General features: G+C 34.8%; 20 protein-coding genes. All 20 read right to left on the bottom strand.

The window, feature by feature from the left end; all coding sequences use genetic code 11:
* Positions 1-12 precede the first annotated feature (12 nt).
* Entirely contained in the window at positions 13-762 is a 750-nt protein-coding gene (locus C7D97_RS02390) for a peptidoglycan amidohydrolase family protein (RefSeq protein WP_105300532.1), read from the bottom strand.
* A gap of 31 nt (positions 763-793) precedes the next feature.
* Positions 794-1261 carry a hypothetical protein gene (locus C7D97_RS02395; protein WP_105300533.1) on the bottom strand — a complete coding sequence of 156 codons (468 nt, stop codon included), beginning with the start codon at positions 1259-1261 and terminating at the stop codon, positions 794-796.
* Between the two features lie 75 nt (positions 1262-1336).
* Positions 1337-1471, bottom strand: coding sequence for a hypothetical protein (locus C7D97_RS10750; protein ID WP_275886691.1), 135 nt, complete (start codon positions 1469-1471; stop codon positions 1337-1339).
* Positions 1472-1482: 11 nt separating this feature from the next.
* On the bottom strand, positions 1483-1758 hold the full coding sequence (locus C7D97_RS02400) for a hypothetical protein (protein ID WP_105300534.1): 276 nt from the start codon (positions 1756-1758) through the stop codon (positions 1483-1485).
* Between the two features lie 17 nt (positions 1759-1775).
* A complete protein-coding gene (locus C7D97_RS02405; RefSeq protein ID WP_105300535.1) occupies positions 1776-3800 on the bottom strand; it encodes a hypothetical protein in 2025 nt (674 codons plus the stop codon).
* An 80-nt stretch (positions 3801-3880) separates the two neighbouring features.
* Positions 3881-4147, bottom strand: a complete 267-nt coding sequence (locus tag C7D97_RS02410; RefSeq protein WP_105300536.1) for a hypothetical protein — start codon at positions 4145-4147, stop codon at positions 3881-3883.
* A gap of 13 nt (positions 4148-4160) precedes the next feature.
* A complete protein-coding gene (locus C7D97_RS02415; RefSeq protein WP_105300537.1) occupies positions 4161-4463 on the bottom strand; it encodes a hypothetical protein in 303 nt (100 codons plus the stop codon).
* 28 nt (positions 4464-4491) lie between these two features.
* Positions 4492-7146: a phage tail spike protein gene (locus tag C7D97_RS02420; RefSeq protein WP_105300538.1), complete on the bottom strand. Its 2655-nt coding sequence runs from the start codon at positions 7144-7146 to the stop codon at positions 4492-4494.
* A complete protein-coding gene (locus C7D97_RS02425; RefSeq protein ID WP_105300539.1) occupies positions 7143-7892 on the bottom strand; it encodes a distal tail protein Dit in 750 nt (249 codons plus the stop codon). Before C7D97_RS02425 ends, C7D97_RS02420 begins: the two co-directional genes overlap by 4 nt.
* 8 nt (positions 7893-7900) lie before the next feature.
* Complete coding sequence (locus C7D97_RS02430) at positions 7901-9973, bottom strand: phage tail protein (RefSeq protein WP_105300540.1); 2073 nt, start codon at positions 9971-9973, stop codon at positions 7901-7903.
* Between the two features lie 196 nt (positions 9974-10169).
* On the bottom strand, positions 10170-10736 hold the full coding sequence (locus C7D97_RS02435) for an HNH endonuclease (protein ID WP_105300541.1): 567 nt from the start codon (positions 10734-10736) through the stop codon (positions 10170-10172).
* A gap of 79 nt (positions 10737-10815) precedes the next feature.
* The gene (locus C7D97_RS02440; RefSeq protein WP_105300542.1) at positions 10816-11409 is read right to left on the bottom strand and encodes a hypothetical protein; all 594 of its coding nucleotides are present in this window, start codon (positions 11407-11409) and stop codon (positions 10816-10818) included.
* Positions 11402-11770 (bottom strand): DUF5361 domain-containing protein, encoded by a 369-nt coding sequence (locus C7D97_RS02445; RefSeq protein WP_105300543.1) that lies wholly within the window; start codon positions 11768-11770, stop codon positions 11402-11404. The genes C7D97_RS02440 and C7D97_RS02445 overlap by 8 nt, the downstream gene beginning before the upstream one ends.
* A 14-nt stretch (positions 11771-11784) precedes the next feature.
* The gene (locus C7D97_RS02450) at positions 11785-12060 is read right to left on the bottom strand and encodes a hypothetical protein (RefSeq protein ID WP_105300544.1); all 276 of its coding nucleotides are present in this window, start codon (positions 12058-12060) and stop codon (positions 11785-11787) included.
* Positions 12060-12626, bottom strand: a complete 567-nt coding sequence (locus tag C7D97_RS02455) for a phage tail tube protein (RefSeq protein ID WP_105300545.1) — start codon at positions 12624-12626, stop codon at positions 12060-12062. Before C7D97_RS02455 ends, C7D97_RS02450 begins: the two co-directional genes overlap by 1 nt.
* A gap of 9 nt (positions 12627-12635) precedes the next feature.
* Positions 12636-12959 carry a hypothetical protein gene (locus C7D97_RS02460; protein ID WP_105300546.1) on the bottom strand — a complete coding sequence of 108 codons (324 nt, stop codon included), beginning with the start codon at positions 12957-12959 and terminating at the stop codon, positions 12636-12638.
* A complete protein-coding gene (locus C7D97_RS02465; protein ID WP_105300547.1) occupies positions 12956-13192 on the bottom strand; it encodes a hypothetical protein in 237 nt (78 codons plus the stop codon). Before C7D97_RS02465 ends, C7D97_RS02460 begins: the two co-directional genes overlap by 4 nt.
* Entirely contained in the window at positions 13185-13523 is a 339-nt protein-coding gene (locus tag C7D97_RS02470) for a hypothetical protein (RefSeq protein ID WP_105300548.1), read from the bottom strand. Before C7D97_RS02470 ends, C7D97_RS02465 begins: the two co-directional genes overlap by 8 nt.
* Positions 13510-13902, bottom strand: coding sequence for a phage Gp19/Gp15/Gp42 family protein (locus tag C7D97_RS02475; RefSeq protein WP_105300549.1), 393 nt, complete (start codon positions 13900-13902; stop codon positions 13510-13512). The genes C7D97_RS02470 and C7D97_RS02475 overlap by 14 nt, the downstream gene beginning before the upstream one ends.
* A gap of 1 nt (position 13903) precedes the next feature.
* A complete protein-coding gene (locus tag C7D97_RS02480; RefSeq protein WP_105300550.1) occupies positions 13904-14176 on the bottom strand; it encodes a hypothetical protein in 273 nt (90 codons plus the stop codon).
* Position 14177: the final 1 nt, after the last annotated feature.

Below are 14177 nucleotides of genomic sequence, written 5' to 3' on the forward strand. Positions count from 1 at the left end.
TCATTTGTCAAGCTAAAAAAGTATCCATGGAGTAGTATCTCCACTAGTATATCTATAAGCAACGTAGCGTCTTTTACCTGAATCATTTCCTATATATGAGATCCATCTACATCCGTTTTCTTCATATACTGAATCATAGTAGATATTTTCCCAAGCTCCGTACTGCGCCACAATTGGTGCATCTGTACTTGGATATGCACGTATATTACATACAGTAGTAGTCAATCCATGCCAATCTTCATCTTTAACCTTGTGCCATTTAGTAGATGGAGTGTTTTTCTTTTTAGGCTTAGATTCTTCTATAGCTCCTATTGGTCTAAAGTATCTTACAGGATAATATGAATCATCTAGGTAGTACCAGTATCCCTCATTCTCATTATTAGTTGTTACTGTCCAGTTAAGTCCAGCGTTACAGTGGATGATTTCTCCTTTTCTTAGGAAAATACCAGTATGGCCATACTCTCCACCGCTTCCGCCTTCTACACCTTTTATAAAGATATCACCCTCTCTTACTTCATCGTAAGATATTTCTTTAAGATACTTACCTTCTCTTGCTAGTCTAAAAAGGTCTTCTGTTGATCCATTCCACATTGTCTCAGGTATAAATCCACCCTTCTTAAGACACTTATATTGAAAAGATGAGCAATCATCAGTAGCACTGTTATAGCTTGCTTCTTTTCCTATTCTTCCTCCGCCCATTACATATTCAGGCACATGCCATCTACTCTTTGCATAGTCAATCATTGCTTTTACACTTCCCATAAATTCCTCCTTTTATAGTCTTAAAAAGCAGCTACGATTGTAACTGCTCTTTAGGTTCATTTTTCAATGACTCTCTTATTATTTTTACATTTTTCCCAACTTCATCTACCATCTCTTTTGTTGCCAGAGTTTCCGAGTGGTCTTTTAGTACATCTAGTTGAGTATCTAGCTTATCAAATCTCTTGTCTATGTTTTCAAAATCTGCTTCAGCAGTTTTACTATGTTCTTCTAGCTGAGTACTGTAGGTTTTGATACTTAAGTCAGTACTGGCCAATACTGTTGCTAGATACTTATTTAGTTCAACTGCTTCTTTCAATCTTTTCTCTTCTAAATCGTCTTTTCTAATAGCTCTTTCTCTTTCCCAGGTCTTTTGGTTCTTCCAATTATTATTGAAGTTTATTAGCCCTACAAAAAGAGCTGCTATAACTACTATAGAGATAACAAAACTTATTCCCCTGTCTATTCCTATTTTATATAAAGTATCTACTAAAACATTCATGGAGTTACCTCCTTCCCTACATATCCATCTTCTTTCTGCCTATCTAAAATTTAGTAAGGCACTAGATACTTTCACTTATTCAGCTAAATATCCGACACCCATTTCTTCAAGCATGGTCTTAACTTCTGCCTTAAGTGATATAGGTACTTTCTTAAAAGTTAATGCACCACATGTAATTCTGTAGCATAAAAATTCTATTACCGTCATCATCTCACCTCCTTTCATTCGCTATAAACTTTAAGTATAATTTCTTGCAATAGATCTTCAGTAGAGCTTTGAGATTTACCTATAAGGTCTATCTCCTGCTGTTTTGCCTCTAAATACTCATGTAAACTCATCTGCACTTCATCATAAATGTAAAGTTCAGATTTTTCTTTTTTCTTATCATTCTTGTCTACATAAGGTCTAATGTTAGTATGGATATACACAGTATCCTTACCAATAATAAGTTTTTTACTAGATTCTTTAGACCCTATTACATCTTTTGATTTTTTCATCTAAACCTCCTTATCATCTAAAGGAACATCAAGCGAGCGCCGATAATCGAACTAGAATAAGAGGCAGAATAACCCGCAAAGAAATAGAAAGCACCCGCATCAGCACCACTACCCGCGCCACCACCCACATAGGCAATAGTGTTGCTGGATGAACTTACATATTGATAATCGCTATAATGGATGGATGAGCTTCCTCCTCCATCTTTAATCACAAAACCCTGCTCTGTATTTCCAATAACCTTTGTAGAATAAGAACCAGGTTGATTAAATATTTCATATCCCTGATAATTAGTTTTATCATCATTAAATTTATCAGTTCCTGTCCATATTTTTCCGTTTTCTGTTTTAAATCCATCGCACCATTGACCTTTTGTACCAAAAAAGTCTTCAACCCATTGAAACCTCACTTTTGTACTTGTGCTTGTTGTGCCAAAATCAATACCTTTTCCGTTAGTTTCACCAGTCACTTTATCATAATTATTTCCAGACGTATTACCCTTACCGAGAGCAGTTTGTGAGTCAAGATTTCCATATTTCAGCACATACACAGCTTGTAAGAAAGTCCGTTGATAAAAAGCTAATTGTTCATATCCTGTTCCATTAGCTTGCGCTATAGTTCTAAAATTACCTATAGTTTCACTTCCTTTAGGAACTTTGCCAGTGATCGACCTTAACTTACCATTTTCGTTAAATCCTAAATAAGCACCTAGATAGAAAGCATCTCTTGGACTATCACCCCTAGAGTGAGCGTAATATTTAAAGTTAGGATCATCAGCCTTATTTGTCATAGACACATAAACTCTATCACCAACAGTCTTTATCCTAAGCCCTTTTCTTGGGAAACGTACCATAACATCTCCATCTTCAGGCTTTAAATCATTAAGTTCATTATCTTCAAGTTCTCTTACTTCCTCACCATCCTTAAACAAGACCAACTGACTTTGGAAAAAATCATCCCATTCAGAACTACCCTTTTCCATCATCTTTGCATCATCTTCATAAGTGATACAGGTTAAAGGATTAGAGTTATATTGATCGATCACAGCAGTCATTATAAGTGGTTTAGGTGGATGGTGTCTTTCTATAAGTTTAAATAACTTCTTCCCTTGTTCCGCCGACAAAGCCTTATCACTACCACCAGTTTCAAGGTCATCAACCACTTCTACCTTAAGCATATTGATCTGTTCTTCCGTTAATTCATCAAACTTAACAGTCCCGTCTTGGCCCTTCTTAACAATAGCTTTCTTACCATCAGTAAAACTGATTTCTGTATTCCCGTCATCAAGTATCCTATAAGATGATACATTTACACTCTTACCATCTTCTATCTCCATGCTCTTACCATCAGTAAACTTAACTGTGTTGGTTGTTCCTGATTTAGATATACTTGCAACGTTTACAGGATTACCTGTATCTCCTTTTAATCCTTGTTTACCTCTTTGTATTGTTACTGTAGGGCTATTGTTATTAAATGTTATAACTGTATTACCATCACTGTCGTACTTACTAGATATAACCTTACTAGCTTCACCAGGTATGCCTTGAGGTCCAGTTTTACCAGTTAATCCTCTTAGACCTGTATCACCTTTTGGTCCTCTAATTTTTTCAACATTATTAAGAACAGCAAGTCGTATAGCCTCATCAGCAATATTTTTTGCAGTAGCTACAGCTATAAGTGCTTCTTTTCCGTCCATATAGGATTGATATCCTTCATGGATTCTTACAAACATTTCACTATTAGATGGAAATACATGGCCATCAACCTCTATGTCAATTACATATACTCCTATTCCTAAAGGTTCATCAATTGTAAAGCTAACTCTGTTGCCATTAACAACGCTACTAGTATCCCACTTTGTATTTTTAATTTTGTTATATAGTCTAATCTTAGCTTCCTTGCCATCTAGACTTGGATCATTCATAGTATCTGAATTATCATTATAACCAAGCTCATATTCAAGCTCAGACCTACTGTCTCCCTGTTTAATGTTAACTCCACCTTTAACTTGAATTAAGTTTAAAGTGTTTAATACATTAGCCATTGTTCCTCCTTTCTCAAATAAAAAAGAGCGTTAAATTACACACTCTTATGTTTAAGGTCTATATATTTTTCAATTTAAGGTTATGCGTTCTTATCAACCTTATTTATCGCTCTATGTTCTTCAAGTATTTCAAATTTCCAATCTTTCTTTAGTAGATTGCTTAGTCCTTCTTGTAGTTTTAAAAGTTCTTCGCACTCTTCTTTTTTCTCAAATTTGGTACAATCATCTAGATTACTATTCCAGTAGATGTTACCAGAATAGGTATCAATAGTTGCTAAATCTTCCCTATCTTCTAGTCCACTTCTAACTAAAATATATCTTGTTTTATTTTCTTCATATACGCTCATTTTTCATCTCCTTTTAATTTTCAAAATCAATAATTGGCTCCAAATAAAAAACATCTTCAACTGACAGTTTTAACTCCTCCAGTTCAGATGACTTGATTTTTTCTATATCTATTTCGTTTTCTATACTAAACACTTCATCTATTTCTTTTTTATTCTCCTCCTTCCCTTTAAGACTTTCGTTTATGATCATTGCTTCATCTTCCAGTTTTTTCTTTATTTTAAAAAGCTTAAAGGCAAGCTTTCCGTTTATATCAGTCTTTCCTATTTTCCCTAAAGCAAGATTAGCTTGCCATATTTCATTATTTGTTAGTTTCATACTTATTTTCTCCAATCAATAAATTGAATTAAACTTTATAAATTTGCCCTCTATAATTTATTGCAAACTTTCCAGAGACTTCATTCTCAAAAATAACGCAATCTGATTCACCTCTAATTACCCGCCCACTTGATAACTCTATGTTGTCAGTTTTTATAGAGAAACAGGACATATCTGGAGCATGTAAATGACCTCCTATATCTACAGTTTTAGAGTTTTTCCTCTGTCTACACAATATATAACAATTACTTAAAAATGGTCGTCTATCATTGGAAATAGCTATATAATTCGATCTTTTAGACCAAATATTTAACGTGCGTGTTCCATTATAGCCTTCCTCAAAAATATCACCTTCAATATATCCAACAGGTTCTTCATTTTGAAAGTATTCGTAAAACGCTAAAACACCATTTGACATTTTGACACCATTAGCACTACTGTTAGCCACCGGGCCTGCTGTTCTACTTTCAAAGCTACCTACTAAACTCACATCCCCCGTCAAATCAACCTTACTCGCCTTAATTTTAAAGCCTTCAGCAGATTGATTAATAGCAGAAATAACACCATTCTCCTTTACAATGTGACTTATTTCACTAGCCGTTTGACTTATTCTAGTTTCAGCATTGCCTAGCCTTGTATTTAAACTAGATACAGATGAAGATATCAAATCTTTAGTTTGAATTTTAGTTGAAAAATTAGTATCAACATATTTCCTTAAATTATAATCTGAATTTGTAATATCACTTTTTAATGATATAACCTTACTTGATATCAACTCATCTGTTTGAGTTTTTGTAGAATAATTATTTGTGATATAGCTTCTGATATCCCTGTCTCCCATAAGGATATTGTTCTTATTTTCTTCTATACTTTTACTTAAGGATTCTACACTACTTGATATTTTCCCATTTGCTATAGTCAAGTTTGACTTAAGGTCCAGGATTTCTTCGTCTATAAGCCTTGTCTTATCGTCTAGTTTATTTGATAATTCAGAATCTGCTTTTGTTAGACTAGCTTCAGCGCTTTTTATCTTGCCTTCCAATGCCAGTTTGCTAGAGTTTATAGCTTTGTTGGCCATCAAAATTTCTTGTTTGTTCTTTTCTATTTCCACATTCGATAACTGTTGGCCATTCTCTAAGTTTTTGATTGATTGGTTATTAGTTAGATCTATGTCTATATTCCTAAGCTTAAGAGTTTCCCCATCCCATAGCATGGAGAATTTCTCTTTGCTTTCCCCTATCCTAAAGGTCCCATCATTAAGATTCCAGAAGACCCTGCCGCCTTCCAGGATACCTGTCCTTATAGTATCTGCATTTACAGACTCACCATTTATAGCAGTAGTAAACTTCCAGGATCCATCTTCTTTTTTGCTATCAGCTATCATAAGCTTACCAGCACCTAGATATATCACCTTGGTAGGATTCTTATCTATTGGCCTATCAAAAGAATAGATACCTGCTGGCAGTTTATATTCATTATCTGCCTTTAGGTCGTATTGGTAGCCGTCTTCGTTATAATAAGTAGACTCTATTGCTCTTAGAACCTGCTCCATGTAGTCTATTTGCTGGACTGTCTCGTTATTTTTCTCAACCTGGGCAGATTTTAATCTATCCGCAGTAGTTTTTATTATCTTATCACCAAATTCAAAGCTAACTACAGTCTTAGATAAGATATTTTTCTTAATCTTAAAGACTCTGGTTTTAAATCGTATATCCATATCAGCTATTATGGTGACAATCTCTCCAAGACCGACTTGCTCAATCTCTAGACCACTTGCCCTTAGTTGGACCTTTGGTCTAGAATTTTCTAGGGCGAAGTCAAATGTTGCCTTGGCAAGCTCTTCTTTGTCCTCTATATCGTCAAAATCAACAGTGGTAATCCTTGGAGTCCCATCTGGATATCCATATAACTTTGTGGCTTCTTCTATCTCTATATAGTCAAAGCCTTTTGGACTATGGACTTTTACTCCATCTTTTTCTGCGACAAAGTCTATATCAGTAAATTTTATCTTCCTACCATAACCACCAGTGGATTGTCCTTTTTCATCAACTATTTCTTCACCCTTACCCCTACCTATAAAAGCAGTGTAAAGGTCATCTTTATTAGTTTCAGCTAGGACTGATACTAGGTTATTCCCATAAGAAAAGACCCTACCTAAATCATTGCCTAAGCTTGGATATAGGTGGATCTCTTTTGATGATATTTTTCCATCTATAAACTTAATAACAGGCTTAAACTCTACCTTCCATACACTACATACCTTGTATAAAGCATCTAGGGCAGAAATATAGTAGAAGTTAGTAGAAGCAAGGTTATCAACATGAGAAATACAAGTCCAGCCAGTACCTTCCAAGGCCTTGCCTAAAGCATAACCTGGAGTCTTATTTTGTGGCCTTAAATCTCTGACTACCTTGCCTTTAAGTTCATCAAACATTATATGGACACCTTGGTCTGTTAGAAATCCATCTTTCTTAATAATGTTTCTTACTTTGTGTAGATAGAAATTATCATCATCCTTAAAGCCAAAGTAATAGGCTTGTTCAATTTCTTTGTCATACTTACAGGTGAACTCTGCCCTAATTAGTGAATTTAATTCTAGTTCTTGGTAAGGGTCAATAAGTCTGTTTTCTTCAATTGTATCTATTAATTTTTGTTTTCTATCAAATAAATATATACCGCTCATAGTACCCTCTCCCTAAAATTAATTATCACATTGTTGGCTAGATTGCAAGTTATCTTATCTCTAGCATAGATATCAAAATCAAAATAATCACTTTCTACATAATCAAGCATAGATAGGATATTCTCTTTGTTTTTATAGATTTTCCGGTCTTTAAAAGTCACCTTATCACCAGCTTTAAAATTAGTATTAAGAACTATCCTAAGGCCCCTAGATATGTTTTTAAGGACCAGTTTATTAGCTGAAATTGTAAGAGTCATCTCTATAGACTCTGGCTTTACAGGATAATAATCATAGACCAAGTCCCTTACCTGGTTAGTATCTTTTCTTATCTTGCTATAAAGATAAGGATCTGAGCAATGTATTGTAAACTTACCAATCCCAACATTAGAATCAAAAGGTGGGTCATCAAAGGAAGAAAGCCTTCCAAACCTCACTCCTTGTTCATCTGCAAAGGAAAACTCTACATCTTCCTTGCTCTGCAGATACATGGTCAAAAGCTTCATATTTTTTAAAAACCAATGGTTATTTTCTGCCTTTATCAAGTAATGAACTGTTATCTCCCTTGAAGGGTAGGAGTCTTCTATCATTATGTCCCCATCCCTGCCTCTTACTTTTTGGTAAGAAAGGCTAGGACTAAACATCTGCCTACCCTCCACATTAATAGTACTATAGCCGTCTATGATTCTGTCCAGATTCCTCCCATTGAAGGAAAGACAGCACTTGCTAAAATTTAATATATATTCCATCTTCCCTCCTAGTATTGTAAGTCAAGATTAATCTCTGCATCTTGTAGTTTAGTAATGTCATCTACAAAGCCTTTGAAGGCCCTACCTGCAATAACAAGGTTAATATTAGCTGGAACAGATCCTAAGCTTCCAGGCTCATTATTAGTAAAATCATTTGTTACATTGCCAACATTAAAATCGTAGCTTCCTATATCAAAATCTGGACTAGGGTTGACACTACCTAATTCATCTTCTATATCAGAATTTATGTCAAATATGGTATCTTTCACATCTTTAAAACTATCTCTTAGACCTTCATCAAGGCCTTCCATAATAGCAAGACCTGCTGGTATTAAAAGCTTTCTATCGTAAGATATTGGACCTTTGTGTTGGGCTATCCAGTTACCTATTCCACTAACAAAGTTCATAACCCCTTGCCAAGCTGATTTTAAACCATTTAAGAACCCATCCATGATAGCAGATCCAGCTCCAAATAAATCGACATTAAATAATGAATCGAATACTTTTTTTATTCCATCAATGAGACTTGATACTTTGCCTGCTTCTGTTTCAATTGCTGTAGTTATAGATTTCCACGCACTACTTATAGCCTTAAAGAGACTGTCTGCTTTTTGACTAAGACCAGTGAAAAATCCTCTTATAGAATCAATCGTAATTTTTATTGCATCTTTGCTAGTTTTAATTGAATTTGATATGCTTCCCCATGCTGATGACAATAGTCCTTTAAGCTTATTTCCTGCCTCGCTAAGTCCTGTAAAAAATCTTTTTATATTTTCAATAATAGTCTTTATACCTTGACTTGCTCCGGATATTATTCCTTTAATACCATTCCAGACTTGTGATAAAGCAGTTTTAAGAACATTCCCCGATTCGGCAAGCCCTTTAAAAAATCCTTTTATACTTTCGATAATAGCCTTTATACCTTGACCTGTTCCGGATATTATTCCTTTAATACCATTCCAAACTAATGATAAGGCAGTTTTCAATGCATTACCTGCAAATCCTAAACCACTAAAAACAGACTTTATCCCCTCTATAACAGTTTTAATTATATTTCCTGCAGCACTTATGGCAGATTTAATATTAGACCATGCTGTCTTTATCATTTCACTTAAACCATTTCCAGCAGATCCCATACCGCCAAATAAGCCTATGACAGTTCCTACCCATTCAGCGATTTTACTTATAGCTGGCTCTAGATTCTTAAATGCGTTGATAAGCACTTCTATTAACGGACTTAAAAAATCTATAGCAACAGATAAACCGTCAAATAAACCTTCAATAGCCATAAGAGCCCCTTTAAATACTCCACCTAAAAAAGACCCTAAAACATCAAACGCAGGAGTTAGAGCCTCAGAAATTAAAGATACTAAAGGTTGAGCTTTATTCCATAGATTTACAAACGATTCAACTACACCATCAATTGCTGGTTTTACAATTTGTATGAACTTTTCAAAACCAGAGCTTATAGCCGGCAATAATGCATCAATTAGTTCTCTGATACCATCAAATTTAAGTCTTCCAATTGCATTTATAATAGTATCTATTATTGGCCCAATAGACTGACCTGCCAACATGAAAAATTCTGGTATTTTCATAATAGTAGTTCTAATAGATTCAATTACTGGACTTAAATTATTTTTTAAGTTTGAAAAAGCTTGAAAAACAGATGTATTATTTTCTAAAGATAGGCCAAATTGATTCATTATTTCTTTACCAGCATTAATCAATATTGGTCCAAACTCTTTTATTCCATTTTCAATAACTACAGGTATTCCTTTTAATACTCTTGCAAGCATAGGGATAAAATTCCCAACTAAAAAAATTTCTGTAGTTTCAGCTAGATTGTTTAGACTCGGTTTTATATTTTCTCCCAAGGCAAGATTACCCAGTACATCTACAAAACTTGCCTTCATAGCAGAAAATGATCCCTGCAAGGTCTCTGCCGCTTCTTTAGCTGTTGTCCCTGTTATTCCTAGATCTTGTTGAATAACATGAATAGCTTCGTATACATCACCAAGATTACTTATATCATATTTAATACCAGTTATTTTCTGAGCATCAGCAAGAAGCCTTTCCATCTCTTTTTTCGTACCACCATACATAGTACATATTCATTATGATTCGTTAGTTCATAACCGTTATTAACTGCTGTATGTCACCATACAGATTAGACTATATCTTATGCATTTGCATCCTAGCGCTTCCATTCACTTGAATGTACTCTACTCCATTAAAAAAGCACCCATTAGGATGCTTAATCTGTTTTGATAGTCGTTACATTTTATTATGTTTGATTCTATTGCCATTTAAATATTCTATTAAAAACCCTCTTGTAATTCCACGTCTACCTATATTCCCATCTTCTAACCTCAAGGATATATTAGATATAGTGCAATTAAAATAGTCAGCACATTCAGAAATACTATTAAAATATAATTTATTAATTATATTTCCCCATCCTATATGACCACCTCCACGCTTCTTTCTAAATTCCTCAAATTGTGTTACCAGGATTTTTTCACTCCTAACACCATTTGTCTTAAAACGTGAATTTTGTTCAGAATAAGTAGCCCATCTAAGATTTTTTAAATCATTATTTTCTCTGTTTCCATCTGCGTGATCTACAGTAGGCTTATTTTCAGGATTTGGTATAAATGTTTCTGCAAGTAATCTATGAATAGTAACTTTGTTAGATCTGTTATCTTCCCATAAATCAACCATAAAGTACCCATTATTTTTATTTTTATATGACTTTTTTAGGTGTCCAGTATTATCATTTCTTACCTGACCTAATTCATTAATAGAATAATTTTTAAATCTTGACAATTTTACCCAAATCATTTTAATACCTCCACATGGTTATATAGGCACTATATGCTAACCACGTACTAGGTTCAATAATAAAACACGGTATTGTCTATTAATATTTTATTAGAGTTCCACCGTTTTCACTAGGTTTATACTCGGCTATGGATTTTCTACCGAGTTTTAAATTATCTAGCATTGTATAATTCTGTTTTGCAAAGCCTTGGTATGCATTTTGTATATCCTGCATATTAGTGCCCATCTTATTAGCATTATCACCCATGTCTATCATGGCTGTATTTGCTATTTTAGATGCTTTGTCAGTATCTCCACCAAGGGAACTTACAAGGGATGCTGCAAAGCTTGTAACATTTTGCATGTATTCATTTGCAGATACACCAGTAGTTTTATAAGATTCTTTGGCATAGGCCTTTACTTTGTCGGCTGAATCTTTGAAAAGTGTTTCAACACCTCCCAAAGACTGTTCCAATTCTCCACCTTGGTAGATACTCGCTGATATAGCTTTTCCTATACCTGCTGCAGCTATACCCTTTATTGCTAGGGATTTTATCTTACTACCTAGGCTTTCTCCTAGCTTGTCCCCTGCAGATGCTACTTCGGTTCCCAGCTGCTTTTCTATCATGCCTTTAATACCCTTGGCAGATGGTATTATCTGCACATAGGCTTTTCCTAATTCACTATTAGCCATCTTTACCTCCAAGGATTTTTGCTCTCATTTTCATAAAGTCCTCACCAGACTTAAAGCCTGATACTTTCTCCTTACCGTCATTTCCTGTTAACTCTCGAACTAACATCTTTGGATAATTCTTGCCCTTCTGACCATCTTTGGTCTTGGCATATACCAAAAGACTCAGTCTATCAAGCATACCTGCCATCATCATTTGGTTCATATCATAATTTATTCCGAACATCTTCATCTTTATCCTAGAATTAGATCTCAGACCATAAGCAAGACTTGCTGATAAAGTTAAAGGCAGAACCCTATAGTCTAAAACACCATAAGTTTCTGCCATATCGCAAATAAGTAGGTCCTCATCAAGCTTTTTCATCCTGGCAAGGACTATTAGTTTTTTATTTCTTTTATACTAGAAAATATTTCCATTAGGTTCTCTGTTACCAGGTCAGCTGGCACAGTCCCATCTTCTAGCCTTACAAAATCATATAAAGCTTTCTTACCTTCTTTTCCTAATAGCATATTTATAGCTGTAGCTATAGCCAAAGGATTTTCGTCTACTTCCTCGAGAACATCTAAAAGCTCCATATTGTTTAGGTTGTTATACTTAATTTTATAGGCAAAGCCAGCTTTGGTTTTGCCTTCAATATAATCTTTCTTTGTCATTATGCTTCCGCACCTCCACCTTGGTAAATGTACTCATAGTGATTATTGCCATCTTCATCTGGTAGGGCATCTATGGTGATTCCATAGCCTACAGCATCATCATCCTTGTATTCTATGTCATCAACGTCGCTTACTACTCCATTAGGTATAACAATTCTCTTTAAAATCTTATTCTTAAGAATCATATCAATTACATAAGCCTTACCCTCTGCCATCTTGGCATTTGCCTTAACAGTTATACCAGTTTTTAAATCTCCAGTAACATTTTCTTCACCGTAGACAGTTTTCAAGACATCCACATTGATTGACTCTATAAGCTTAAAATTAAAAGTGTCTGGCTTTTCAGTAGAAACTACTAGGACAGTATCTCCACCCCAGGCCTTAATTTTATCTGAATCAGGACTGTTAGAGTTTGTAACCCCATCTTCAGATATATAGCCTAGGTTCTTAAAAGCTTCATCTATATTTTCTTGTGCGTTCTTTGGTAAAGTACTTTCTAGTGGACCAACAAATATTGACCCACCTACCATAGGTTTACCATAAGTAACATTATTTGTATTGCTCATAATCTCTCCTTAAAAAACTATATCAAATACCGCCTGATACCTATACTTCTTTGTACTTGTATCAGTAAAATTATAATTAGAATCAAGCTTACTGGCTCCGCAGTCTGGATATACAAGCATAGCCTGGACTAGACTATCATTTAGCTTAAGGACATCAAGCATCCTATCACCATAAGACTGAAAAGCATATGAAGACCTATATATCTGATCTCTCATAGTACCTCCAAGCTTTTCCATTATGATATAAGAGCCTTTTTCCCTATCTCTATGCTCCATATAGACTGGGACTTTTAGCTTATCTTCTAAATATTTTCTTATATTAATTTCTATCATTTTATCAACTTCAATAAAGTATTATTCTTAAGGTTGTCCCTATATGACCTACGATCACCAGCCTTGACACTAGCATTAGCCCTAGTCTTACCTATATAAGTGTCACTCTTATATCCAGGACCGGCTTTTGACTGAATCTCTTTGCCATAAGAATCTAGGACATCAACCATTTCTTGACCTTTTAATAGGTCTGAAACACCCTTCTTATTTAACGTAAATTTAAACTTACTCATAGGCTTCCACCCATACTTTCTTATTCCATTCTAGGGGGATTAGGTCATCTATACCTTGGGTAGCCTTGCCAAAAGTCTTCCACCTTTGGCCAAAAAACTCTACTTCCTGACCTTCCCAATTGTGCATATCACCCTTTGGTATGCCAAGTACATACACAGCCTTTTTACCGTATAAATTAGTAGAAGATATGACGTCATCACTAGATACAGGAGCAACCAAGACATTATCCACTAATACTGGATTCTCCCTGTAGATGGGACTTCCTATTTCATCAAGACCTGTCTCTATCTTTTCTATGAGTTTGATTCTAATACCCTTAATCTTGCCCATAAAAATCTATCACTCCATATCTTTGTCTTCTAAGACCAAGTCTTGATAATTCTGAATTCTTAATAAAAAGGCCTCCCCCAGGCACAAGAAAAGTTCCCGACCAGGAATATCCCAGGGCTGACTCACTTGTTTGAGTCATTGGTTCTGAATCAGTAGATGTCATAAGAGTTCTGGCCACAACATCTACAATTACGCTCTTTAGAACATTTTTATAGTCTGGATTATCTTTAGCCAATATATCTATATCTTTTCCTACGTTATCGGCTTCAGTTCTTAGCGAAGATACAACTATAGGAATTAATGTTTCGACTCTTCCTATCTCATCTGACCTTAGTTGTCTCCATAAAGATATAACATCATCTACCGTACAGTAGTCCATACTATTCTCCCATCATTAACTTATATAGATCTTCTTTCTTAGATTTTGAGTCATATTCAATACCTAAAGCATCTAGTTCGGCCATAATTTCTTTTTTTGTTATATCTGATGAAGCTTCTATTATTTTTTCTTCTTTTTTAGCATTATCTATTTCTACTTTATCTATGCTCTCTTCTGCTTCTAAAATCGCTGGAGAATATTCAGCCCAATCTCCACCAGAAATAGCAAAAGGACTATCAATGATAGCCCTAGTTTTAGTATTAATATATCTCATT

Origin of the sequence: Anaerococcus marasmi, assembly GCF_900290195.1 — a bacterium.
Classification (GTDB): domain Bacteria; phylum Bacillota; class Clostridia; order Tissierellales; family Peptoniphilaceae; genus Anaerococcus; species Anaerococcus marasmi.